The sequence below is a fragment of the Mesorhizobium sp. P2_A8 genome, assembly GCF_056404935.1.
In genome coordinates this window covers 42352-62173 of sequence record NZ_JBFUDB010000006.1, presented here as the reverse complement: position 1 = coordinate 62173, position 19822 = coordinate 42352, and the positions used below count along the sequence as shown (strand labels likewise).

Annotated in this window: 26 protein-coding genes and 1 riboswitch; of the genes, 6 read left to right on the top strand and 20 right to left on the bottom strand. The window is 62.9% G+C overall.

Going from position 1 to position 19822, the window contains the following annotated elements; genetic code table 11:
- Positions 1–47 precede the first annotated feature (47 nt).
- From AC1D10_RS18475 to AC1D10_RS18460, 4 genes are all read right to left on the bottom strand, one after another.
- Entirely contained in the window at positions 48–1019 is a 972-nt protein-coding gene (locus AC1D10_RS18475) for a PfkB family carbohydrate kinase (protein WP_477274292.1), read from the bottom strand.
- Positions 1016–2056, bottom strand: a complete 1041-nt coding sequence (locus tag AC1D10_RS18470; protein WP_477274290.1) for an ADP-ribosylglycohydrolase family protein — start codon at positions 2054–2056, stop codon at positions 1016–1018. Before AC1D10_RS18470 ends, AC1D10_RS18475 begins: the two co-directional genes overlap by 4 nt.
- A 3-nt stretch (positions 2057–2059) precedes the next feature.
- A complete protein-coding gene (locus AC1D10_RS18465) occupies positions 2060–2785 on the bottom strand; it encodes a GntR family transcriptional regulator (RefSeq protein WP_477274288.1) in 726 nt (241 codons plus the stop codon).
- A gap of 211 nt (positions 2786–2996) precedes the next feature.
- Positions 2997–3269, bottom strand: coding sequence for a DUF982 domain-containing protein (locus AC1D10_RS18460; RefSeq protein ID WP_379103703.1), 273 nt, complete (start codon positions 3267–3269; stop codon positions 2997–2999).
- 71 nt (positions 3270–3340) lie between these two features.
- On the opposite strand from AC1D10_RS18460, the gene AC1D10_RS18455 reads away from it, so the two are divergent.
- From AC1D10_RS18455 to AC1D10_RS18445, 3 genes are all read left to right on the top strand, one after another.
- Positions 3341–3598 (top strand): hypothetical protein, encoded by a 258-nt coding sequence (locus AC1D10_RS18455; RefSeq protein ID WP_477274286.1) that lies wholly within the window; start codon positions 3341–3343, stop codon positions 3596–3598.
- A 209-nt stretch (positions 3599–3807) separates the two neighbouring features.
- Positions 3808–4095: a hypothetical protein gene (locus AC1D10_RS18450; RefSeq protein WP_477274284.1), complete on the top strand. Its 288-nt coding sequence runs from the start codon at positions 3808–3810 to the stop codon at positions 4093–4095.
- A gap of 190 nt (positions 4096–4285) precedes the next feature.
- Entirely contained in the window at positions 4286–5356 is a 1071-nt protein-coding gene (locus AC1D10_RS18445) for a sensor histidine kinase (RefSeq protein WP_477274282.1), read from the top strand.
- Positions 5357–5362: 6 nt separating this feature from the next.
- On the opposite strand, the gene AC1D10_RS18440 is transcribed toward AC1D10_RS18445, so the two are convergent.
- The 4 genes from AC1D10_RS18440 to AC1D10_RS18425 form a co-directional block, all read right to left on the bottom strand.
- Positions 5363–5848 (bottom strand): pyridoxamine 5'-phosphate oxidase family protein, encoded by a 486-nt coding sequence (locus AC1D10_RS18440; protein ID WP_477274280.1) that lies wholly within the window; start codon positions 5846–5848, stop codon positions 5363–5365.
- Positions 5849–5867: 19 nt separating this feature from the next.
- On the bottom strand, positions 5868–6041 hold the full coding sequence (locus AC1D10_RS18435) for a hypothetical protein (protein WP_477274278.1): 174 nt from the start codon (positions 6039–6041) through the stop codon (positions 5868–5870).
- A gap of 278 nt (positions 6042–6319) precedes the next feature.
- Positions 6320–6484 (bottom strand): DUF3309 family protein, encoded by a 165-nt coding sequence (locus tag AC1D10_RS18430; RefSeq protein WP_379103714.1) that lies wholly within the window; start codon positions 6482–6484, stop codon positions 6320–6322.
- 210 nt (positions 6485–6694) lie between these two features.
- Complete coding sequence (locus AC1D10_RS18425; RefSeq protein ID WP_477274276.1) at positions 6695–7330, bottom strand: methyltransferase family protein; 636 nt, start codon at positions 7328–7330, stop codon at positions 6695–6697.
- 281 nt (positions 7331–7611) lie between these two features.
- Between AC1D10_RS18425 and AC1D10_RS18420 the strand changes: the two genes are divergently transcribed.
- Positions 7612–9222 (top strand): tetratricopeptide repeat protein, encoded by a 1611-nt coding sequence (locus tag AC1D10_RS18420; RefSeq protein WP_477274274.1) that lies wholly within the window; start codon positions 7612–7614, stop codon positions 9220–9222.
- Between the two features lie 137 nt (positions 9223–9359).
- On the opposite strand, the gene AC1D10_RS18415 is transcribed toward AC1D10_RS18420, so the two are convergent.
- The 5 genes from AC1D10_RS18415 to AC1D10_RS18395 all read right to left on the bottom strand — a co-directional run bounded on the left by AC1D10_RS18415 (position 9360) and on the right by AC1D10_RS18395 (position 13815).
- Entirely contained in the window at positions 9360–10382 is a 1023-nt protein-coding gene (locus AC1D10_RS18415) for an ABC transporter substrate-binding protein (RefSeq protein WP_477274272.1), read from the bottom strand.
- Complete coding sequence (locus AC1D10_RS18410; protein ID WP_477274270.1) at positions 10375–11154, bottom strand: ABC transporter ATP-binding protein; 780 nt, start codon at positions 11152–11154, stop codon at positions 10375–10377. The genes AC1D10_RS18415 and AC1D10_RS18410 overlap by 8 nt, the downstream gene beginning before the upstream one ends.
- Positions 11151–11975, bottom strand: coding sequence for an ABC transporter permease (locus AC1D10_RS18405; protein WP_477274268.1), 825 nt, complete (start codon positions 11973–11975; stop codon positions 11151–11153). Before AC1D10_RS18405 ends, AC1D10_RS18410 begins: the two co-directional genes overlap by 4 nt.
- Positions 11976–12010: 35 nt before the next feature.
- The gene (locus AC1D10_RS18400; RefSeq protein ID WP_477274266.1) at positions 12011–12619 is read right to left on the bottom strand and encodes a YkoF family thiamine/hydroxymethylpyrimidine-binding protein; all 609 of its coding nucleotides are present in this window, start codon (positions 12617–12619) and stop codon (positions 12011–12013) included.
- Positions 12610–12723: riboswitch (TPP riboswitch) on the bottom strand. It overlaps the preceding gene by 10 nt.
- Before the next feature lie 171 nt (positions 12724–12894).
- Positions 12895–13815, bottom strand: a complete 921-nt coding sequence (locus tag AC1D10_RS18395) for a LysR family transcriptional regulator (protein ID WP_477274264.1) — start codon at positions 13813–13815, stop codon at positions 12895–12897.
- 147 nt (positions 13816–13962) lie between these two features.
- On the opposite strand from AC1D10_RS18395, the gene AC1D10_RS18390 reads away from it, so the two are divergent.
- On the top strand, positions 13963–14700 hold the full coding sequence (locus AC1D10_RS18390; RefSeq protein ID WP_477274262.1) for an SDR family oxidoreductase: 738 nt from the start codon (positions 13963–13965) through the stop codon (positions 14698–14700).
- Positions 14701–14753: 53 nt separating this feature from the next.
- Here AC1D10_RS18390 and msrA read toward each other — a convergent pair whose 3' ends face one another.
- Positions 14754–15272: a peptide-methionine (S)-S-oxide reductase MsrA gene (msrA, locus tag AC1D10_RS18385; RefSeq protein ID WP_477274260.1), complete on the bottom strand. Its 519-nt coding sequence runs from the start codon at positions 15270–15272 to the stop codon at positions 14754–14756.
- 134 nt (positions 15273–15406) lie between these two features.
- Complete coding sequence (locus AC1D10_RS18380; RefSeq protein WP_477274258.1) at positions 15407–16951, bottom strand: glycosyltransferase family 39 protein; 1545 nt, start codon at positions 16949–16951, stop codon at positions 15407–15409.
- 193 nt (positions 16952–17144) lie between these two features.
- Here AC1D10_RS18380 and AC1D10_RS18375 point away from each other — a divergent pair, with 193 nt between their 5' ends.
- Positions 17145–17852, top strand: coding sequence for a hypothetical protein (locus AC1D10_RS18375; protein ID WP_477274256.1), 708 nt, complete (start codon positions 17145–17147; stop codon positions 17850–17852).
- Between the two features lie 172 nt (positions 17853–18024).
- On the opposite strand, the gene AC1D10_RS18370 is transcribed toward AC1D10_RS18375, so the two are convergent.
- The 5 genes from AC1D10_RS18370 to AC1D10_RS18350 form a co-directional block, all read right to left on the bottom strand.
- A complete protein-coding gene (locus AC1D10_RS18370; RefSeq protein ID WP_477274254.1) occupies positions 18025–18510 on the bottom strand; it encodes a hypothetical protein in 486 nt (161 codons plus the stop codon).
- The gene (locus AC1D10_RS18365) at positions 18507–18746 is read right to left on the bottom strand and encodes a DUF982 domain-containing protein (RefSeq protein ID WP_477274995.1); all 240 of its coding nucleotides are present in this window, start codon (positions 18744–18746) and stop codon (positions 18507–18509) included. The genes AC1D10_RS18370 and AC1D10_RS18365 overlap by 4 nt, the downstream gene beginning before the upstream one ends.
- 354 nt (positions 18747–19100) lie before the next feature.
- The gene (locus AC1D10_RS18360) at positions 19101–19424 is read right to left on the bottom strand and encodes a hypothetical protein (protein ID WP_477274252.1); all 324 of its coding nucleotides are present in this window, start codon (positions 19422–19424) and stop codon (positions 19101–19103) included.
- A complete protein-coding gene (locus AC1D10_RS18355) occupies positions 19424–19609 on the bottom strand; it encodes a hypothetical protein (protein WP_477274250.1) in 186 nt (61 codons plus the stop codon). The genes AC1D10_RS18360 and AC1D10_RS18355 overlap by 1 nt, the downstream gene beginning before the upstream one ends.
- Positions 19594–19821, bottom strand: a complete 228-nt coding sequence (locus AC1D10_RS18350; RefSeq protein ID WP_477274248.1) for a hypothetical protein — start codon at positions 19819–19821, stop codon at positions 19594–19596. The genes AC1D10_RS18355 and AC1D10_RS18350 overlap by 16 nt, the downstream gene beginning before the upstream one ends.
- Between the last annotated feature and the right edge of the window lies 1 nt (position 19822).

The window sequence follows — 19822 nt, the reverse complement described above, 5'->3', positions numbered from 1 at the left end:
CTCTGTGGGTTTGCCCGCTTTCCCGGGCTTGTCAGGCTTTCTGGCAGTTATGCATTGGCCTCCTGTGTCCGGCCTGCGCGCGACGGGTCGGCGGCATGGCTAAGGAATGTCTGGATTTCGTGATCGGCCGGCGCCGACGAGCCGCCATGGCGGGTGACCGAAATGGCGGCCGCCGCATTGGCGTAGCGCGCTGCCTCGAAGGGCGGGATGCCGCGCGCCAGGGCGCCGACGAAGGCGCCGATATGGGTGTCGCCGGCGCCATTGGTGTCGATGGCGGCAACCTTGAAGCCGGCAATTGTCCGCGCCGAGCCATCGGCCAGCCGCACGAGGCAGCCCTTGGCGCCGGCGCGGATGACCACGCCCGCTGCCTTCGGGCAGTGATCGTCCAGCAGCCGCGCGGCGACCGTTTCAACGTCGCCCGAACCGGCAATCTCGCCCGCTTCCGTCGTGTTGCAGCTCAGCCAGGTGGTGCGGGCGAGTACCCGCGACAGGATGGGGCGCGGAATGTCCGATATCACCGGCGTCGGATCGAAGACGAGGGGAATGTCTGCCGGCAGTGCCTCGATCCAGTCGGTGAGCGCGTCGCGGCTTGCCGGATAGCTCAGCGTATAGCCGGAGGTGAACACCCAATCCCCCGACGCGACACCCACGGGCTCCATCATGTCGAGGCTGAGCACGCTCTCCGCTCCTGGCCACGAGACGAAGGTGCGCTCGGCGTCGGCGCTGATCATGGCGACGCAGTTGCCGCTGTCCATGACAGGTGATGGCGGCGTCAGCGTCTCGATACCTTCGCTGGCGAAGGCGGCGCGCAAAAAATCGCCATTCGGTCCGCTGCCGAGCTGGCCGCCAAATACCACTCTCATGCCGGTGCGGGAGGCCGCGACCATCATGTTGAAGCCGCCGCCGGCGACCTGGGCGAAGCTGGATGCGGTCTTCTCAGCGCCAGGCGCCGGCAAGGCGTCGATACGGTAGACATAGTCGACCACGGCGCTGCCGATATGGACGAGGCGCCCGCTCATGCCGCCGCGTCCTTGCCGGAGCCGGTTTTCGCCAACCTTGCCTCCACGAGATCGGCGGCAAGCGAGCGAACCTCTGACATGTCGATGCCGACGAGCCTGGCGATCTGCTGTTGCGGCAATCGGGAAAAGCCGGCGCAGGCGCCGGCCATGCCCGCCGCGATGGCGCCGATCGTGTCGGTGTCGCCGCCGAGATTGGCGCTGATGACCGCCGCTTGCCATGGATCGCCGCCGGCGACTTCCAGCACAGCGAAGGCGGCCGGAACCGATTCCTGGCTGGCGACGCCGGTGCCGACCAGCTCGGTGATCAGCCGGACCGCATCCTTCAGCGCCTTGCCACGCACGATATCCTGCGCCCATACGATGCGCGCGGCGATGTCGCCGCCGGTCACCCAATTGCCGAGCGTCGCCCCTCGCCTGGCCGCCGCAACGGCGCTGTCGGACGCGCCGCGCCAGCCGCTGCCCGCGACGCCGCGGCTGACGGCGGCAGCGACGGCGGCGGCTGAAGCGATGGCGATCGAAGTGTTGTGCGTCGCCCGGCAGGCCTCCGCCACCTTGGCGACCAGCGCGTCGAGCGGCTCCAGCGGCATCATGATGCCGACAGGGGCAATACGCATGGCCGCACCATTGGTGTCGCCGCCGCGCCCGGCCTCTTCCGCCGGCACGCCATTGTTGATGGCATCGATGGCGCGCTTGGTCGACGGCCCCAGCAGATCGTAGCTGCCGCGTGCCTTGACCTCGCGCTCCCAGTCGAGCAGCGCGTTGACCCAGCGCGCATGGTCGAAGCGGTCGCCGGACTCCACCAGGATGCGGCCAAGCAGAAGCGCCTGTTCGGTGTCGTCGGTGACCGTGCCGGCCAGAAGCCCTTTCGACACCGGGTGGTCGGCCACCGGGGCGACGAAATCGTCGACATGGCCATAGAGCTCGGCGATGCGGGCCGGCGACAGAAGCTGCGTCGGCATGCCCAGCGCATCGCCGATCGCCCCGCCGACAAGTGCGCCCATGGCGCGGTCGATCGCCTTGCTGGTTGCATCCGACATCGCTCAGAACCTCATATGCAGCGCGAAATGCGCCGGGTTGAGCAGGCTGGTGACATATTCGATGGGCCGGTCATCGGCGGCGCGGGTCAACCGGCGGCCGCGCAGGAACGGCGTGCCTTGCGGACAGCCGAGGATGGCGGCGTCCTCGGCATTGAGCATCTCGATCTCCACCCATTCCTCGCCATGGTCCGGAATGAGACCAGCGTCACGCAGAGTCTGGTGCAGCGAACCCTCGCGCAGGCCGCGCAGCGGTACGTCCTCCAGTTCCGGCGACAGCGGCAGCCGACTGCGCTCGATGGAAATCGCATGGCCGTCGCTGGCGTTCGTGCGCACCCGGTCGACGGCAATGAAAAACGGGCTTTCAATGCCGAGCCAGGCGGCCAGGTCGGCGTCCTCGATCACCTCCAGCCGCAGCGTCCGGGTCTCGGCATTGGCGCCTGCATCGGCGAGCGCCCGCGACCAGCCGATCGCATCGTCGACTGGCTTGCCATCGAAGGTGACGAACGAGCCGATGCCGACCTTGGTGGTGATCAGCCCGCGGCTGGACAGTTCCTCGAGGCCCTTGCGAACCGTGTTGCGGCTGACGGAGAAGCGCTGGACCAGCTCGTTCTCGCTTTGCAGGCGGTCGCCGAAACCGAGTACGCCGGAGCGGATTTCGTGCTCCAGGACTGTGGCGATCTGCTCGGGCTTGCCCGTGCCAGGAGACAGTTGAACCGCGCGGCGCTTCATATGCGTACCTGTCTAGTGAACCTGTATAGTCCTGTTCAATATACGGATGAGGATGCCGTGTCAACGGCATGCCGAAGGCAAGCCCTGCCGGTACTGAATGGTGCGGAAACTCCTGCAATTTGGACTTCGAAAAACCGATCCGAACGCAGAAAAGACAACGATCAATCAAGAGGATAGAGCAAAGCCCTGATGCAATTTTGGCCCGACAGTTCTATGGCATCGAAACTTCACGAGGTTCAACGAGGATGTCTGCCTCGATAGCGGCGCTGATGAACGCTGCCCGTGCCGCCGAGGCTTCCTTCTTGCCCTCAAGCACGGCCAGGCAGACCTTGCGGGCAGCCATGTGTCTTTGCCCTGTCGCAACCGGCCAGCGGTTCATCAGAATATCGGCGGCCTGAGCGACCCGCTCCACGTTGAAGATCGAGTTTCGCGATCTGCCGAGCGCGATCCTGACCGGCTCATCGAAACGCTGGTCTCGCACCACGCCACCTCCCGAAATCGAACGTGCCGACCCAATTTCCTGTATTGTGATAGGTTCCGGAAGAAAGGTGCAAGATGTCCGATTCAAATGGCCAGAAAAGTCCCAAACTGATCGTCGTGGTCGCGTTCGATCGCGGTGAGGATGGCGAATTGTTTCCAGCCTTTGGACCCGCCGACCAGCAGAGCGAGGACCGGGCCATCCGCACCGCCAGGGCTCTGGCGGTAAAACATGCCGGCGTTATCGCCTGGAGCCGCGAGGCGGACCCGGCGCTTGGCGAGTACGGCCCGCCGAACACGCTGTTCGTCAGCGGCGACGTGCCTGACATGGAGTAGTCTGTTGGCCCGGGATCCTGGCCCCGAACTCGACGTCGGCGGCCAGGGCGGGAATATCGCCTCCAATTTGGCTCGGCCGCGTCCCAGACAGAGCCCATAGAATAGAACTTCGTTTTAATATTCGTACATCTGAAGGAACTGAGTTCTCTCGATACCGTTAATCAGCAGGTCGTTTATTCCAATGACCTCCACAGAGAGGAATCCCCCAGATGAACTTCAAGATGCTCACGATGGGCGCGATGGCGCTTGCGATGATGACTGGCTCGGCGCTTGCCGCTGGCAATACATCCGCGCTCGACGATCCGGCGAAGATGTCGCCCTTCTTCACCGATGCCGACATGAAGACCATGAAGTCAGAGGCGGAATTCAAGACCGTTTGGATGGCCATGAAGGAAGAAGACCGCGCCGGCATGACGAAGGAATGTGGCGACGAGGCCATTGCCAAGTTGCATGACAACTTCTGCAAGATGACCAAGCAGCTCGGCGGCGCGAACTGACACACCGCGATTTGGGCGCATGCCCGGATAGAACAGCTTGATAAAGGCGGGCCAAATGCCCGCCTTTTTTCAGCGGCGATGTGAGACATCACATCACCGTGCCCGCGGATTCACTTCGCGACAATGGCCGAGCGAATGTGTAATGTCCTTGTTTGGGGTGGCAGAACGCCGCTCATTTGGCTTTGTGCCCATGTTTCAACCCATTGCGAATATCGAGGACGCGCAGACGCTGGCGCAGGCGATCGTCAACACGATCACCGAGCCGTTTCTCGTCCTCGACGAGCAGTTTCGCGTTCTGGCGGCCAGCCGCTCCTTCTACAAGACATTTGAAGTCGACCCCGCGCAGACCCAGGGCTCGCTGCTCTACGCGCTCGGCGACGGTCAGTGGGATATTCCAGCACTTCGCTTGCTGCTGGAGACGATCATTCCCGAGAAGACCGCCATGGACGGCTTCGAGGTCGAGCATGATTTCCCGCGCATCGGCCGCCGCACCATGCTGCTCAACGCCCGCAAGGTGCTTTACGACCACAGTCCGGCCATCACCATCCTTCTCGCCTTCAACGATATAACCGCCCGTCGGGTCATCGAGCGGGAAAAGGAAGAATTGCTCAGCCGCACCGAGGATCTGCTTCGGCAGAAGGACGTCCTGCTGCGCGAGATGGAGCATCGGGTCGCCAACAGCCTGCAGATCATCGCCAGCATCCTGTTGCTGAAGGCACGCTCGGTCACATCGGAAGAGACGCGCCAGCACCTCAAGGACGCCCATCAACGCGTTCTGTCGGTGGCGGAGGTGCAACGCCATCTCCACACCTCGGCCGGTGTCGACGAGATCGATGTCGGCTCCTACCTGCCGAAACTGTGCAGTAGCCTCGCCTCGTCGATGGTCGGCGAAGCTCAGCCGATCACGGTCACCGTGACGGCCGAAGGCGGCAGGATGGATTCGCAAAGGGCAGTCAGCTTGGGACTGATCGTCACCGAACTCGTCCTCAATGCCATCAAATATGCCTTCCCAAAGGAGAAGGCCGACGCTCGCATCCAGGTCAGCTACGAGACCGCGGGCAGCGACTGGAAACTGACGGTTTCGGATAATGGCGTCGGCAAGATCGCCAACGACGTACCGGCTACCGGGCTTGGAACGGCCATCGTCGAGGCGCTCGTCAAACAGCTGGAGGCCAAGGTGGACATCATCAGCGACGCTGACGGCACCAGCGTGTCGGTGACCCGGGCGACATTCACCTCGCGGGTGCCGCGAGCGGCGTAAAAGCCGCTACCACGATGCCTGCCTTCCGGATATCGCCTCGATCCTGATCTGATAGAAGAGATGGCTGCCCGAAACCGCTGGCGCAGCGCTTGGCTTCAGGGCTCCCGGTTCCCACCAGTTCGGATGCTTTGCAAGAAGCGACCAGGCAAATTTGCGCTCGCTGTCGATCGTGGCAGTCATCCTTTCGGCTCCGGCAGCGCTATCATCCAGGTCCGGCCCTTTCGGCAATTCCTCGAAGAGGCCGTCCACGACGACGCTCCTCCAGCCGTGCGGACCACCGACATCATCGACCTGCAGGCAGACGCGGGGGTTGGCCTGCATCCACTCGACCTTCCTGCCGGGAAGCGAGAAACTGAAAATGGCGTTGTCGCCGAAGGCAAAATGGATCGGCACCACATAGGGTCTGAGGTCGCGCACACAGGCCAGGCGGCCAAGGCGTTGGGTCTTCAGCAGGGCGACGCAGTCCAGCCGCGTCATCTCCTTGACGTTCATCGCGGTCCTTCTTTCTGTTTCAGGCAGCGCGATCGATGCGGCGGATGACCTTGACGGCCTCTGCTTCAGCCACACCAATCAGCGCATCGATTCCCTGGATGGTCTCGATATGGCCGCGAGCCGCCACCATCCGCCGCAGGACGTGAAGATCATCGCGAATTTCGCAGAGTGTCGTCCGGAGCGTCACGGGCATTGGGCAGCCTTCCGTAACTCAACTGTCTCGACGCAAGGCGGTTCCCTCGACCACAACGCAAAAGCCCGCCACGGGCGAAACCGGAGCGGGCCTTGGAGGAGGACAAGGGGTGGGACCCTTTCCTCTTGTTTCCACGGGGGGTGTGGACCGCGGCCATCTTACAAAAGTTTCGAAACAAGCCGCATCACAAGCCGGCTTGCAAACATCACAATCCGGTGCAGGCCGGCATCGGCACGGTCACGAGATTGCGATTGCCCGGCGACGATCGAGCGGCACGGCTAAATGCGCCCGAGCACGACAAGCACGATGATGATGAGCAGCACGAGCCCCAGGCCGCCGCCGCCATAGTAGCCGGTTCCGTAGAACGGACCACCGCCGAAGCCGCTGAAACCTCCAAGCAGCGCAATGACAAGAAGAATGATGAGTATGGTTCCAAGGCTCATGGTTTTCCCGCTCCTGTAGACGCTGACGCGCCGATTTGAACATCGTCGTACGCGATGTTTCGATGACGTGAACGTTCGAGCGGCCTTACCGTTCCGCGAGATTGCCGCGCCGGCGCATGCATGAAGAAGATTCGCCGACAAAATGAAAAAGGCCCACCACCTTGCGACGGCAGGCCCCTGGCGTTTTCCAGCCTTAGCGGCGCCTTGTTGTCAGACGATCCCGTAGAACAGCCTGTAATGGACGCGCTGCATATAGTCCCGGTATTCCGGCGTGGCGGCAAGCAGCGCCTCTTCGCGCAGGATGCGATGCACCTGGAAGAACGTGATGACGGCGTAGACGGCGAGATTGTAGAAGGAAAAGGCCGACAGTAGATACAGGACATGGCCGATCAGATAACCGGCATAGATCGGGTGTCGTACAAGGCGGTAGGCACCGCCGGTCATCACGCCGCGATTGCCCGGCAAGATGGCGAACGAACGCCCCAGCGATATCTTTCCCCAGATCACGAAACTCAACGCCAGGGCTTGCAGCGGCGCCGCGACATAGACCGGGATGATGGCAGCGCCTGGCTCCAGGGTGATGAAGCCGACACCGAAGCTGGCGATGATGGAGACAATCACCGTGAGCGGGTTCCAGTCGCGAACCTGCGGCCGCCGCGACAGAAGCAGCCAGGTGAAGGTAAGAATCTCGGAAGTCGCCACCAGCGCCACATTGAGACGGGTCGGGTCGAGGATAAGGTGATATAGGCCGCGATAGACAAACAGCCCCGCGAAAGCCAGCGCGCAGGCGCGAAAGAAGCCTTCCCGCAAGTCGACCAGGATTTCGCGCTTTCGGGCTGCGGACAAAATTCCATCGTCGTTGACGTGCGAAAGGGCTTCACTTTTTGATATGAGCAACGCAAGCATCCCAATGATCCCTCAGGGCGACCATTGCATGCAACCATTGCCGGGCAGTTAACCGGCAAGGTCGAAACCTCGCTAAATCGCCTCTGCGTCGAGCATGCGATCGGGTTTAGTCACTTTGGGGGCAGGTCTACAATTTATGCTTGCATTTTGGAACAAATAAGGAACAATACGAGGATTACCGCCAAGGCGGACAAGGGTTTCGGGGGGAGGACCAGCGATATATGGCGAGCTGGAAAGGTGTGGGGCTGGCTGCCGCCGCGATTGGATTGAGTGCGCTGATGAAAACTTCGCCCGGCTGGCCGCTGTCGGCTGGGCTTGCCGTCTTTCTCGCTCTGAACGCACCAGCTCTCGCGGCGGAGAAGGACTATGCCGGCTGCATCGGCAAAGACATCGAGCCGGACCAGCGCATCGCGGCCTGCACGCCGATCGCGGAGGACAAGGGGGAATTCTACGACAACCGCATGATCGCCTATTTCAACCGCGGCATCGCGTGGAATGACAAGCGCGACTATGACCGCGCAATCGCCGACTACGACCAGGCCGTCAGCCTCGACCCTAACGAGCCGGCGGCCTACTACAACAGAGGTACAGCGTGGTTCAACAAGGGCGATAGCGACCGCGCCATCATCGACTTCGATCAGGCAATCAACATCAATCCGCAATATACCAAAAGCTATCTCAATCGCGGAACGGCATGGTTCAAGAAGGGTGACGATAAACGCGCCATCGCCGATTTCGACAAGGCGATCAGCCTCGACCCGAGCGCCGCCGACGCCTTTTACAAGCGTGGCCTGGCACTGTTCCGCACAGACAAGGGCGACCGCGCCGTGCTCGATTTCAACCAGGCAATCGTACTCGATCCGAAATTTGCCAAGGCTTACACGGCTCGCGGCTATGCCTGGGCGCAAAAAGGCGACGATCAGCGCGCCATGACCGACTACAACACGGCGCTCGGCCTCGATCCGAAAAACAGCGAGGCCTACCTCGATCGGGGCCTTGTCTGGATGAACCGCGGCGACAATGAACGGGCCATCGACGATTTCCAGCAAGCCATCATCGCCAACCCGAACAACGGCAAGGCACACAACAACCTCGGTTTTATCTGGTCTCGAAAAGGCGACCTGGAGAGGAGCACGGCAGAATATGACGAGGCGATCCGCCTCGATCCGAAGGACGCCGCGCCTCACCTCAACCGCGGTATCAACCTGGCGGCCAAAGGCGACAGTGATGGCGCCATTGCCGATTTCGACCGGGCGATCGAAATCGACCCACGTTTCGCCAACGCCTATTTTGCCCGCGGCACGGTGTGGGCCGACAGAAACGACCATGGCCGGGCAATCGCCGACTATGACAAGGCGATCAGCCTTGATCCCAAAAGCGGCGCTTACTTCAATCGGGCCTTGGCCAAGACGATCGAAGGAGACCTCGTCGGCGCAGCCGCTGATTGCCGAAAAGCCATCGAGCTTGATCCGAAAAAAACCGGCGCATGCAGCACGCAGGCGACGGGCGCAGAATCCCCGGCTGCGCCCAAGGCGGCCAAGCCGGCCGAACCTGTCGTCTTTCCCGAACAGGATAATTCCGGCGTCGTAGCTTCGAGCATCCAGCGCGGGCTGGATCTGCAGATTCGAGGCAACGTCGGCGACGCCATCAGCGAATTCAGCCGGGCAATCGAGCGGGATCCCTACAACGCCGAAGCTTATTATGACCGCGCACTCGCCAAGGCGTCGCAGGGAAACTATGAGAGCGCCGCCGACGACTGCCGGCGCGCGATCGAACTTGATCCAAAACGCGCCGGCACCTGCCGTGAACAGGCACCCGGCGAGGACTTGTAACAGGTTTGGGGAGGGTTGCCTTGTCGCTGCAGGGCGAGCCGGGGCGAACATGTCAAAACCGCCCTGCTCTATTGGATCGCCAGCAACTGGGCTACCACCCGAGTTCCTGGTCTTCCCCTCAGGGGCAGATTGGTCACCTACCCCAGATAGGTATTGCTGAAATACCCCCCGAAATCCGGGCGTGATTTGGTCGGATTGCCGTCGGCATCGCGCAGAATGCCGGACGCGAAGAGGTAGTCGCCGATCGCGTCCATTCGCGCCGGATCCATGGTGCCGATGGCGCCGTTTTGGCTGCGCAGGTAATGGCCGTCGATCAGTGCCTTCAGCGAAGCCTCGATCAGTGCCGGATTGGTCAGCGCGTCCTTGTTGGCGGCGATCAGAATTGCGGCAGCCGCATCGGGATGGTCGACGGCGAACTGGTAGCCGCGCCGCGTCGCCTGGACGAAGGCGGCCGCAGGTTTGGGGTTTGCCTGGAGATAGGCTTCGCTCGAAGAGATCAGTGTCGTGTGCTCGTCAGGCACGCCATGGTCGGCATAGATGAAGCTGCGCTGCCTGACGCCCTTCAACTCGGCTTCGACACCTTCCCAGGTCGAGACCTCCAGCGTGAAATCGACCGAACCGTTGGCCAGCGCCTCATAGGCCGAAGTGCCGAGCGTCACCGTCTCGAATTTGCCCTTGCCACCATCGTGGCGGATGATGGTGCCGATCAGCGCGTTTTCCCAGGCACTGCCGAAGCCGCCATAGGTCAGGCCGTCAAGGTCTCTCGGGCTTTTGATCTCGCTGCGCGACGCGTTGAACACCAGCCGGCCGGTTTCGGATTGCACCACGGCATAGACCCCCTTCAGGTCAGCTCCGGCGGCTTTCTGGGTGAACAGGCTGATGGTGCCGTTGATGCCGAAATCGGCGACGCGGTTGGCAACGAGCGTGCCGGCCCCAGTATCGCTGTAGGGCAGGATGTCGACCTCGAGTCCGGCTTCGGAATAGAAGCCTTTGTCGCGGGCGACGAACAGCCCGATGTGGTTGGTGTTGACCGTCCAGTCTAGTGCGACGGTGACCTTTTGTACCGCCGATTGCGTTTGAGCCCGGCCCGCTCCGGCAATGAGTGGAACACCCGTGGCAAGGGTCAGCAACAAGGCTTGCCGGCGCGTCAAGTCAGTCATGATCGTATCCTTTGGATGGGTGTGGGTTGGGTCCGGGATTGAGGATGATGTCGAGAATCTCGGCTTCAAGCGTGCTTGCCTGCAGCGCGGCCACTCCGGTGGGATCGCGCGGCCGCGGCAGCGGCACCTTGATTTCGCGGACGATGCGGGCCGGGCGTGCCGACAACACATAGATTCGGTCGGACAGGAACACGGCTTCGCGCACATCGTGGGTGATCAGCAGCGCCGTCCAGCGGTGATGCCGCCACATCTGTTCCAGCCAGCGCTGCATGGCGGTGCGGGTCAGTGCGTCGAGCGCGCCGAACGGTTCGTCGAGCAACAGCATGTCGCGCTCCTGCACCACGGTGCGCAAAAGCGCCGCGCGCTGGCGCATGCCGCCCGACAGCTGCGCCGGAAAATGCCGCTCGAAGCCGGCAAGCCCGAATTCGGCAAACAGCGGCGCGACGCGCGCCCGCGCCGCCTTGCGCCTGACGCCTTGCACTTCGAGCCCGAGCGTCGTGTTGTCGAGGATGCGTCGCCACGGCATCAGCGCGTCACGCTGCGGCATGAATGCGAAATGCCTGCCGTAGTCGTCGAGCGGCGCGCCGTCGAAGAACATCTCGCCCTCGCCGTGCTGCGCGCCGGTCAGAAGCTGGAACAGCGTCGATTTGCCGGCGCCCGATGGACCAAGGATGGAGACGAATTCACCGGCGCCGACGCAGAGCGAAATGCCGGCAAGCACGTCGAGCCCGCCGAAGGCCTTGCGCACATGCCGCAGCTCGAGCCTGCTCATGGCCGCGGCCCCATGCCGGCGGGTTGCTTGCCGGCGGCCCGTTCCCAGGGCATGACAAGCCGCTGCAGCAGCACCGTCAACGCGAACAGGACAAGTGTCAGCGCAGCGCTGACACCGACGGCGGCCAGCACCAGATCGGGGCGGAAATTGTTCTTGGCGTTGAGCATGTAGATGCCCAGCCCCTTCGCCGCACCGGCATATTCAGCGAAGATGGCGCCGACCACGGCATAGGTGATGGATATCCTCAGGCCGGCGAAGAAATAGGGCAGCGCCGACGGCAGCCGCGCCAGCACGAAGACGCGCCAGCGCCCTGCCCCCATCGCGCGCAGCATCTGGCCGATCTCGGTCTCCGTCGCCTCGTAGCCCTCGACCAGTGCCACTAGCATCGGAAAGAAGGTGACCAGCGCCACCAGCATGATCTTGGGCGTCAGCCCGAAGCCGAACCACAGCACCACCAGCGGCGCGATCGCCACCAGCGGCAAGGTTTGGCTGACGATGAAAACGGGAAACAGCGCACGCCGCAGCGGCTGGAAGAAATCGACCAGCATCGACAGCGCAAAAGCAGCGCCGAGTGAAAAGGCAAAGCCGATCAGCGTGGCGCGAATGGTGGGAATGGCATTGTCGACCAGCACCTCGCGATTGAGCACCGCCTGCTCGAACACGCGCGACGGCGCCGGCAGCGTCGTCGGCTTGATGCCGGAACACGTGGCGTAGAGCTGCCACGCCAGAAGCAGCAGCCCGACCGAGATCACGGCTGGTGCTGTCTTGACAACAAGGCTCGCGATCGGGCGCGAAGCGACTGATGGTGAGGCCACGGACATAACCTTTGACGAGGTCGCGCGAAAGCGCGGCTGGCTCAGACGGCCGACGGGCTGTTGGCCGAGACCGTGACGTCGAGGGTTACGTGGCCGGCGCCGGGCCCGAAGCGGCAAAAGGCCTCGTCGAGCGCCGAAAAGATCGCGCCGGCATCCCCGCGCAATTTCGTGCAGAAATGCTTCGAGCGCTCATAGACGCCGGACTGCTTGAGAAAATCGATGCAGCCGTAGATCTCGTCCATGTGGTCGTCGGTGCCCATCACATAGAGCGAGAACTGCGCTGCCGCCGGCTGGCCGGTGGCGGCCGCGCCGCGCACCGCCGCGATTGCCGCGTCCTTGCGCGGGCCGAGTGGCCTGGCAGGTCCGCCAAGCGCATCGGAGCTGCAGATCGGATCATCCGGCTCGCCGGGGCAGCCGCGCGAGATGGTGGCCGACAGCACGCAATGTTTGCCGCTGCGTGCCGCCGCCACGAACAGGTCCCGGATCGCCGGAAACAGCACTTCGGGCGGCCCGACCAACAAGGTCGAGATGTCGTCGGTCTCGATCCTGAGCCGGTCGCGGTAGGGATCGAGCGCGCCCAGCGCGCCAAGGATGACACCGACGAAATCGTCGGCCATGGGATATAGGGAAATCTGTGCGCCTGAAAACATCGCCCGCCTCGCTCCGCTGGTATTACCCAGATCAGCTTCTAGGGTCTGTGGGCTTGCCGCCCCCGTCTCAGCCCCGACCGTACGGAGCACCCCTGTGGATGCGCGGGTTAAAGCACCATTCGAGCTGAAGCGAAAGCCGTTTTTTCGGTGCTCTGCGCCAAAAGCATTGCGCCAGGCCCAGGCCCTGAGCGCAAACCGTCGGTGCTGCCGGACCGGAGTTTGTCGGCAACCTTCGCTGCCGCGACCGAAACCCCGGCCTTTCGAGCGACAAACGCTCAACCAGCTGGCAGCGTCTGGCGGCCGGCATGCGCATGGCGCAGGAAATCGACGAAGGCGCGTACGGCCGGTGGTGTATGACGCTGCTTCTGATAGCAAAGGAACCAGCCGGGAAAGGTCGCGCACCAATCATCCAGCAGCGACACCAGCCGGCCGGCATCGATCAGCGGGCGCATGAGGTCTTCCGCCCAGAAGGCGATGCCGATACCCTGCACAGCGGCGGCAATCGCCATGTCGCGGCTGGAGACGACAAGCGGGCCGTTGACCGCGACCGAGAACCACTGGCCATCCCTGGCGAATTCCCAGGGATAGAGGCCAGCACTGCCCGGCCGGCGCCAGTTAATGCAGCGGTGGTGGAGCAGATCGACCGGTGCCGACGGCGATCCGCAACGAGCGATGTAGTCCGGCGAGGCCACGGCGAGTTGGCGCAGCGTGCCGCCAAGCGCCACGGCGACCATGTCGGCTTCGAGAAATTCGCCTAGCCTGGCGCCGACGTCATAGCCGGCCTCGACAATATCGATGGCCGCATCGTCGATCGTCACATCGAGCACGATGTCCGGCCATGCCTGGTGAAAACGGCCGAGCACCGGCTCCAGATAGGTGGCGGCGGCAACGCTTGGCATATGGACGCGCAAGATGCCGGCCGGCGTGTCGCGCAAGGCGGTCGCATCGCCGACCGCCGCCTCCATCTCGGCCATGGCCGGCGCGAAGCGCGCATGCAGGCGCGCGCCGGCTTCAGTCAGCGAGAGGCTGCGGGTCGTGCGGTTGAGCAGGCGCAGGCCAAGCCGCGCTTCGAGCTGACGGATCGTCTGGCTGAGCGTCGACGCCGACATCCGGAGATCTTCAGCCGCACGGGCAAAGCTGCCATGCGCGACGACAGCGGCAAAGGCCTTCAGCTCCGCATACTCGCTACCGCGCATTATACCGGATTCTCCAATGAGTATGATGATATTCTATCATATTCTCCGTAGGGCGTCTGCAGTCCAGATTGAGGATATGGCTCCAACGTGCCGAGCAGGATCGGCACCGAATGCCTTTGAATCTCCTTCTGAGCAGGAGCAACGAACATGCGGAAACTCAATGGAAAAATCGTCCTGGTAACCGGCGCCTCCTCGGGCATTGGCGCGGCAACCGCGCTGGCGCTGGCGGCGCAAGGCGCGATCGTCGCCATCGCGGCGCGGCGCCGGCAGCGGCTCGACGATCTGGCCACACGCATCCGCGACAACGGCGGCGAAGCCTTGGCCATCGAGGCCGACATCACCGACGAATCCCAGGCAGCCGCCATGGTCCGGCGCGTGTTGGAAGACTATGGCCGGCTGGACATGCTGTTCAATGTTGCCGGTGTCGGCGTCGCCGCCCCGTTCCAGAACACCACCACCGGCGAATACCGGGAAATGGTCGATATCAACATTCTGGGTCTGCTCTACGCGATCAACGCGGCGCTGCCGGCGATGAAACGGCAGGGATCGGGGCACATCGTCATCGTCTCGTCCGGCACCGGCCGCTACATCCATCCATCGGTGGTCTATTCCGGCACCAAGCATGCGGCCAGCGCCATGGCGGAATCGCTGCGCCGCGAAATCGGCAAGGACGGTATCCGCGTCACAGTGATCGAACCCGGCGCGGTCAGAACCGAATTCACCGCCAACATGCGCGACGATGTGCGGATGGCGGTCGAGCAAAGATTGGGCGACATGGAGCAGTTGGAGAGCGAGGACATCGCCGCCGCCATGCTCTACGCGGTCGCGCAGCCGCCAAGGGTCAACGTCAACATCCTGACGCTCTATCCGACGCAGCAGGCTTGATCTGCGGCAATCGGCAAGGCGTGGATCGGGGCCTGGCCCCGATCCTGTGAACCCTACGAAACCGCCTTCTCGCGAACCGGCAGCTTCCAGCCCGGCCGGACGAAGTGGCAGGTGTAGCCGTTGGGATATTTCTCCAGATAGTCCTGATGCTCGGGCTCGGCTTCCCAGAAGTCGCCGACCGGTGCGACCTCGGTGACGACCTTGCCCGGCCACAGGCCGGAGGCGTCGACATCGGCGATGGTGTCTCCGGCAACGCGCTTCTGCTCATCGCTGGTGTAGTAGATCGCCGATCGATAGCTCATCCCGACATCGTTGCCCTGGCGGTTGCGGGTCGTCGGATCATGGATCTGGAAAAAGCGCTCCAGTAGCGTGCGATAGCTGATGATGGCAGGATCGAAATTGATCTCGATGGCCTCGGCATGGGAGCCATGGTTGCGGTAGGTGGCGTTTGGTACGTCGCCGCCACTGTAGCCGACACGGGTGGAGATGACGCCGGGATAGCGCCGTATCAAATCCTGCATGCCCCAGAAACAGCCGCCGGCAAGCACTGCGCGTTGGGTCGAAGTCGCCATTATCACGTCTCCTCAAAAGCAATTCCAGGAAAAGTGTAGCGGTTTTTCCGTCTGGAATTGCGCAAAAGCAAGTTTGGATCTCCCCATAAATGGGCATTGTCGCTTGCTTCGTCCAGCAGACTGGCCGACCTGCTTCAGTTGCTCGTTTGGGCGAGGCTGTCGATCGCACCCGGCAACTGCGGCGCGCCGGGCGGAACGGCGGCAAAACTGATCGCCACCGGCGGCGCCTTGAGCGACCAGTCGAAAAGAACGGTCTTGACCGGGACGTTGCCCACCCACGCCTGCAGCTGAGCTGGCACGTCGCGCCCAGGCCAGACCAGGAGTATGCCGTGGTCGCGCAGCCGCTCCTTGGTGATCCAGGGGGCGTACTGCATGCTCAGGTCGGTGAAGATAGACGGCTTGTCATAGGCATTGAGGCCCGCCAGCGGCGCAAGAAGGCCATGGCCGCCAACGATGTCGAGCCGATCGGGCGCCGCCGCGTGCCAGACGGCCTCGGCCTCATCCGAGATCTTCTGCGCCGGCCAGCAGACGGCGTCCATGCGCCCGCGCAGATTGCATTTCGTCCAGCGGATGCCCGCATAGGCACCGGAGATGCCGACAATGAAGATGAGCGCGCAGATCGCCAGCTTTCGCATCTCGACGTCGGCGAGACGGTGGCCCAGCAGAGCCAGCGCCACAACGCCAGCAAGATTGTACATCGGCGCGCCCCAGGCCTCGCCTACGCCGGCGAACAGGGACGCCACCATGACGAGGATCGCCGGGCCAACCCCCATCCACAGGAGATAGACCAGCGTACCGCGCCCGACGGGCTCTTGCGGCGGGGGCGAGCGCCGCAGCAGCCCTGATATCGCCAGCACCAGGACAAAGCCGCAGAGCCCGGCCATCTGGACGCCGATGTAATAGAAGCGGGAGCGATGGGCCAGCACCCATTGATCGCGCCAGGCGGCATAGGTCAGCGGCAGGAAATCGATGCGGTAGAGCTCGACGGCCAGCGGCGCTGCGACAGCGACGAAAACGGCGAGCCCAAGCCATGGCCAAGGCGTGGCAAGCCGGCTGCGTGCCCGTGCGTCGCACAACAGCCAGATGGCGCCGAACAGCAACAGCAGGCCGGTCGAGAACTTGGCGTAGAGCCCGACGCCCGACACCAGTCCGAGTGCCAGCCACCAGCCCGGCCCGCCGCCACGGCCCGCACGCCACAGCAGCCAGCAGATGGCTGCCCAGAAGGGCATCTGCGCGTAGTCATGATTGAACTGCGGGGTCGGCCAACCGAAGAAATAGAGCGACGGCATCAAAAGCACGGCGGCCAGCGCGCGCCTCTGCCCGAGCAAGTCACGGGCCAGCAGATAGACCAGGACGAAAGTGGCCGAGATCGTCAGCTGGGCCACGAGATATTGCGGCCAGCGGAACGATCCGGTCAGAAGATGGCTGGTCTCGAGCAGCCATGCGGGAAGTTGTGGGTGCTTGTAGGTCAACAGCACCCATTCGCGTCCCCACATGAAGCCTTCGACGACATCGTTGGGCGGCGAGACGTTGATAAGTGCGGGCATCGCCGTCCAGCAGACTATCTGCGTCAGGCACAAAATCGCTAGCAGATACCAGGGGTGACCGATCAGACTGGACAAAACCGATGTGGAATCGACACCGGCGGCAGGCAATCCCGCCGGCCCCCATTTGTCCATGGATCCATCTATCCCCGCCATGCGGCGCTTAAATCACATAGTCCGGTTTAACGAACAGCCCCAAACATCGAAGCTTACGAAAAAGTATAGCTGTGTGCCATTGCAGCACCAAGATCGAGCAGGAACATCGGCGCTCCTCTCTCCAGGCAGGACAGCGCTGCACGCCTGGCCCTGTTCGAAAATCCGGATTCCAATGCGCCACCAGCATGCCGTCATACACTACCGCGCGCTCGATTTCTGGATGGCGCGTGCGGCCGTCCTCGTCATCATCTGCCTGCAGCTTCTGGTCATCAACAACCTCTCATTCGGGCCGCGCTGGCTGGCGCCGGGGCTGGAGGCCGCCCTGCTGCTGCCCTTGTCGGTGGCCACGGCCTGGACACAGGCCGCCACCCGAAAGGCGGTCGAGGATCACGAGTGGCATGCGATCGGCCAGTTTCGTGTCATGATCCGCAGAACAGCCCTGACCATGACCGCCATCATCAGCGTCATGAATTGCGGCTCGCTGGTCCTGCTGGTGCGAGCCTTGCTGGAGGGCCATGCCGGCAACAGCGGCACGACGCTGCTGATCGACGCGCTCAACATCTGGGTGACCAACGTCATCGTCTTTGCCCTGTGGTTCTGGAGCACCGACCGGGGCGGGCCGCCGACCTGCGGCCTCGTCAAGCTTGCACAGGCCGATTTCCTGTTCGCGCAGATGACGCTGAACGACCGTGAACTTCGCAACTGGCTACCCGGCTTCGTCGACTATTTCTTCCTCGCCTTCACCAATGCGACGGCCTTCTCTCCGACGGACACGCTGCCACTCAGTCAACGCGCCAAGCTGCTGATGATGGCGGAGGCCATGATCTCGCTGCTGACCATCGCGCTGGTCGCGGCACGCGCCGTCAACATCCTGGCTTGATCGGGCTGGAAACGCAAAAAAGCCCGCCACCTTGCGGCAGCGGGCTGGCTCTGCAGTGTCAACCCGTCACAGGGTCCACAAGGGGTTGGTTGCGGCGGATATCGTCGGGCGCACACCTGGACATCGTACCAGTTGCCCGCGAACACACCACGAACTGCCGGCTGCCCGGCATTCAGTACCGGGGCCTCTTGTCGGAGACCACGACCAGCCTCCCCCCAACATTCTGGCACCGTTTGCATACCAGCTTCGACGCCAGCCGCCTTTCGCTGATGAAATCGTAGTGGGTGCCGTAGATCTCGATCAGGCTATCGAGATCCAGCGAACGCAAATGACCGCAGCGCGCATTGCCGCAATAGGCGCTGAGGCCCATGCCTTGTTCGCGAAGCTCGCCAAGCTTTGTCGGCAGGGCGACTGGGAAAACGATTGCTTCGGGCATCGCCGGGTTCGCCACCGCTTCGAGAATGGGTTTTCGAAACTCGGCCCGGTCAATGTTGCCGATCGCGTGGACTGCCTTGCCTTCCGCGACGCCTATGAGGGAATCGATCTCTCCCATTGCTTCGATATGCCCTCGGACAAATAGAGCCCTTCGAAGCACATGCAACGCATCTCTCGTTTCGCAAAGGGTCGTCCGCAGGGTGAGAGGCATTTGGTCGCTCACTTCCTCATGTAGCTGTCGGGAAGACAATCGGCTTCGACAGCCGCGGCAATGAAGGCTCGGTGGACGTCCCTTGTGCTGCAACATCCCACCCTTTCCCCGACCAGGGCAGCAAGTGCTGCTAAAAACAGTGGGCCATCGGAAGGCCAGTCGTTTGCCAGAGCGTCCGCCATCTGGGGAAGTGTACTGAGAATCGAGATGGTGCCGTCACGTCTCTCGATGGGAATTCCAGAAAACATATTAGGTCGATTGACTGTCACCACATAGCTCCCGCTGGGGCGGGAGAATGTTATGCGCTCTCAAGCACCAGCGCCCGCGCAATAGCTCATGACGATTTTATTGAAGCACTTAAACAAGTCTCAGTCCATTAACTATGACATATCGCGCAAATAATATGCAACTTTAGGATGATATTCACAATTTACTTATCGGAGGAACTGTACGCTTCCGACATTTGCTTTGACGCAGGTCCTGGCACGAAACCGACAAACAACAAGCCCGCCACCATGGGCAGCGGCAGTTCTGGGTCCTGCCGCGGATCAACCCGGCGCAAGGTCAACGAGCGGCGGAAGGAATGGTTGCTGCTGGCGTTTTCACTCCTCCGGCGCAGGCTTGAACCTGCGCAGGACAAACTCGAACAGGATATCCGAAATCCACATGGCGCAGACGCCGATCAGGAAGGCGGCGGCAAGCGTGGTAGTGTCGTCGGCCGGATCCGGCATCGGCAGGCCGGTGATCCTGGCGTAGGACACCACCGGCAGCGTCAGGTAGGCCGCGGCGAGCGCGCCGCAGATCGGCGAGGCCAGCATTTCGCGCAGCTTGTAGCGATGCCGCGACAGCGCCCGCAGAACACCGCCGGCAAGGCCGGCGGCGACGACCGGTCCCTTGATGCCGAGCAGGTCGAAAAGATCGTGCATCACGGCCTCCATCCACAAATCGTCTGGCCCTTTTCGTTGTGCGCCAGGATCGCCGCTACCGACGCGTCGGAAAGGGTTTCCACCTCCGACTTTGTCGGCCGGATGGGATGCTCGACCGCGCAGAACGACCCGCCGGCGGCAGTGCAGCCAGCCAGCATCAGCGAAAGGGCTATGATCTTGACCATTTGGCCAGCCTCCCCCTGTTTTTGTCAGGCGCCCGGCCCGCGACAGCGTCGTCGATCTTGCGGGCTTCGCTGCGCGCCGCGTCGTCGGCGGCATCCTGCCTGGCCTTCTGGCCAGCCTTGCCCTTGGCATAGGCCGTCCACAGACCGGCGAGCGCGGCACCCGCTGCAAGCAGATACGGCCAGAACTGGCCAAGCAGGGCGAGCGCTCCCATC

Bases quoted from the DNA above. Each gene is read 5' to 3' on its own strand.
- AC1D10_RS18475 (WP_477274292.1), bottom strand. From the start codon at position 1,019: ATGAGCGGGCGCCTCGTCCATATCGGCAGCGCCGTGGTCGACTATGTC.
- msrA (WP_477274260.1), bottom strand. From the start codon at position 15,272: ATGGCGACTTCGACCCAACGCGCAGTGCTTGCCGGCGGCTGTTTCTGG.
- AC1D10_RS18395 (WP_477274264.1), bottom strand. From the start codon at position 13,815: ATGCGCGGTAGCGAGTATGCGGAGCTGAAGGCCTTTGCCGCTGTCGTC.
- AC1D10_RS18450 (WP_477274284.1), top strand. From the start codon at position 3,808: ATGAACTTCAAGATGCTCACGATGGGCGCGATGGCGCTTGCGATGATG.
- AC1D10_RS18415 (WP_477274272.1), bottom strand. From the start codon at position 10,382: ATGACTGACTTGACGCGCCGGCAAGCCTTGTTGCTGACCCTTGCCACG.
- AC1D10_RS18400 (WP_477274266.1), bottom strand. From the start codon at position 12,619: ATGTTTTCAGGCGCACAGATTTCCCTATATCCCATGGCCGACGATTTC.
- AC1D10_RS18470 (WP_477274290.1), bottom strand. From the start codon at position 2,056: ATGTCGGATGCAACCAGCAAGGCGATCGACCGCGCCATGGGCGCACTT.
- AC1D10_RS18410 (WP_477274270.1), bottom strand. From the start codon at position 11,154: ATGAGCAGGCTCGAGCTGCGGCATGTGCGCAAGGCCTTCGGCGGGCTC.
- AC1D10_RS18465 (WP_477274288.1), bottom strand. From the start codon at position 2,785: ATGAAGCGCCGCGCGGTTCAACTGTCTCCTGGCACGGGCAAGCCCGAG.
- AC1D10_RS18455 (WP_477274286.1), top strand. From the start codon at position 3,341: ATGTCCGATTCAAATGGCCAGAAAAGTCCCAAACTGATCGTCGTGGTC.
- AC1D10_RS18440 (WP_477274280.1), bottom strand. From the start codon at position 5,848: ATGAACGTCAAGGAGATGACGCGGCTGGACTGCGTCGCCCTGCTGAAG.
- AC1D10_RS18445 (WP_477274282.1), top strand. From the start codon at position 4,286: ATGTTTCAACCCATTGCGAATATCGAGGACGCGCAGACGCTGGCGCAG.
- AC1D10_RS18380 (WP_477274258.1), bottom strand. From the start codon at position 16,951: ATGGACAAATGGGGGCCGGCGGGATTGCCTGCCGCCGGTGTCGATTCC.
- AC1D10_RS18420 (WP_477274274.1), top strand. From the start codon at position 7,612: ATGGCGAGCTGGAAAGGTGTGGGGCTGGCTGCCGCCGCGATTGGATTG.
- AC1D10_RS18390 (WP_477274262.1), top strand. From the start codon at position 13,963: ATGCGGAAACTCAATGGAAAAATCGTCCTGGTAACCGGCGCCTCCTCG.
- AC1D10_RS18375 (WP_477274256.1), top strand. From the start codon at position 17,145: ATGCGCCACCAGCATGCCGTCATACACTACCGCGCGCTCGATTTCTGG.
- AC1D10_RS18365 (WP_477274995.1), bottom strand. From the start codon at position 18,746: ATGTTTTCTGGAATTCCCATCGAGAGACGTGACGGCACCATCTCGATT.
- AC1D10_RS18360 (WP_477274252.1), bottom strand. From the start codon at position 19,424: ATGCACGATCTTTTCGACCTGCTCGGCATCAAGGGACCGGTCGTCGCC.
- AC1D10_RS18405 (WP_477274268.1), bottom strand. From the start codon at position 11,975: ATGTCCGTGGCCTCACCATCAGTCGCTTCGCGCCCGATCGCGAGCCTT.
- AC1D10_RS18435 (WP_477274278.1), bottom strand. From the start codon at position 6,041: ATGCCCGTGACGCTCCGGACGACACTCTGCGAAATTCGCGATGATCTT.
- AC1D10_RS18355 (WP_477274250.1), bottom strand. From the start codon at position 19,609: ATGGTCAAGATCATAGCCCTTTCGCTGATGCTGGCTGGCTGCACTGCC.
- AC1D10_RS18430 (WP_379103714.1), bottom strand. From the start codon at position 6,484: ATGAGCCTTGGAACCATACTCATCATTCTTCTTGTCATTGCGCTGCTT.
- AC1D10_RS18350 (WP_477274248.1), bottom strand. From the start codon at position 19,821: ATGGGAGCGCTCGCCCTGCTTGGCCAGTTCTGGCCGTATCTGCTTGCA.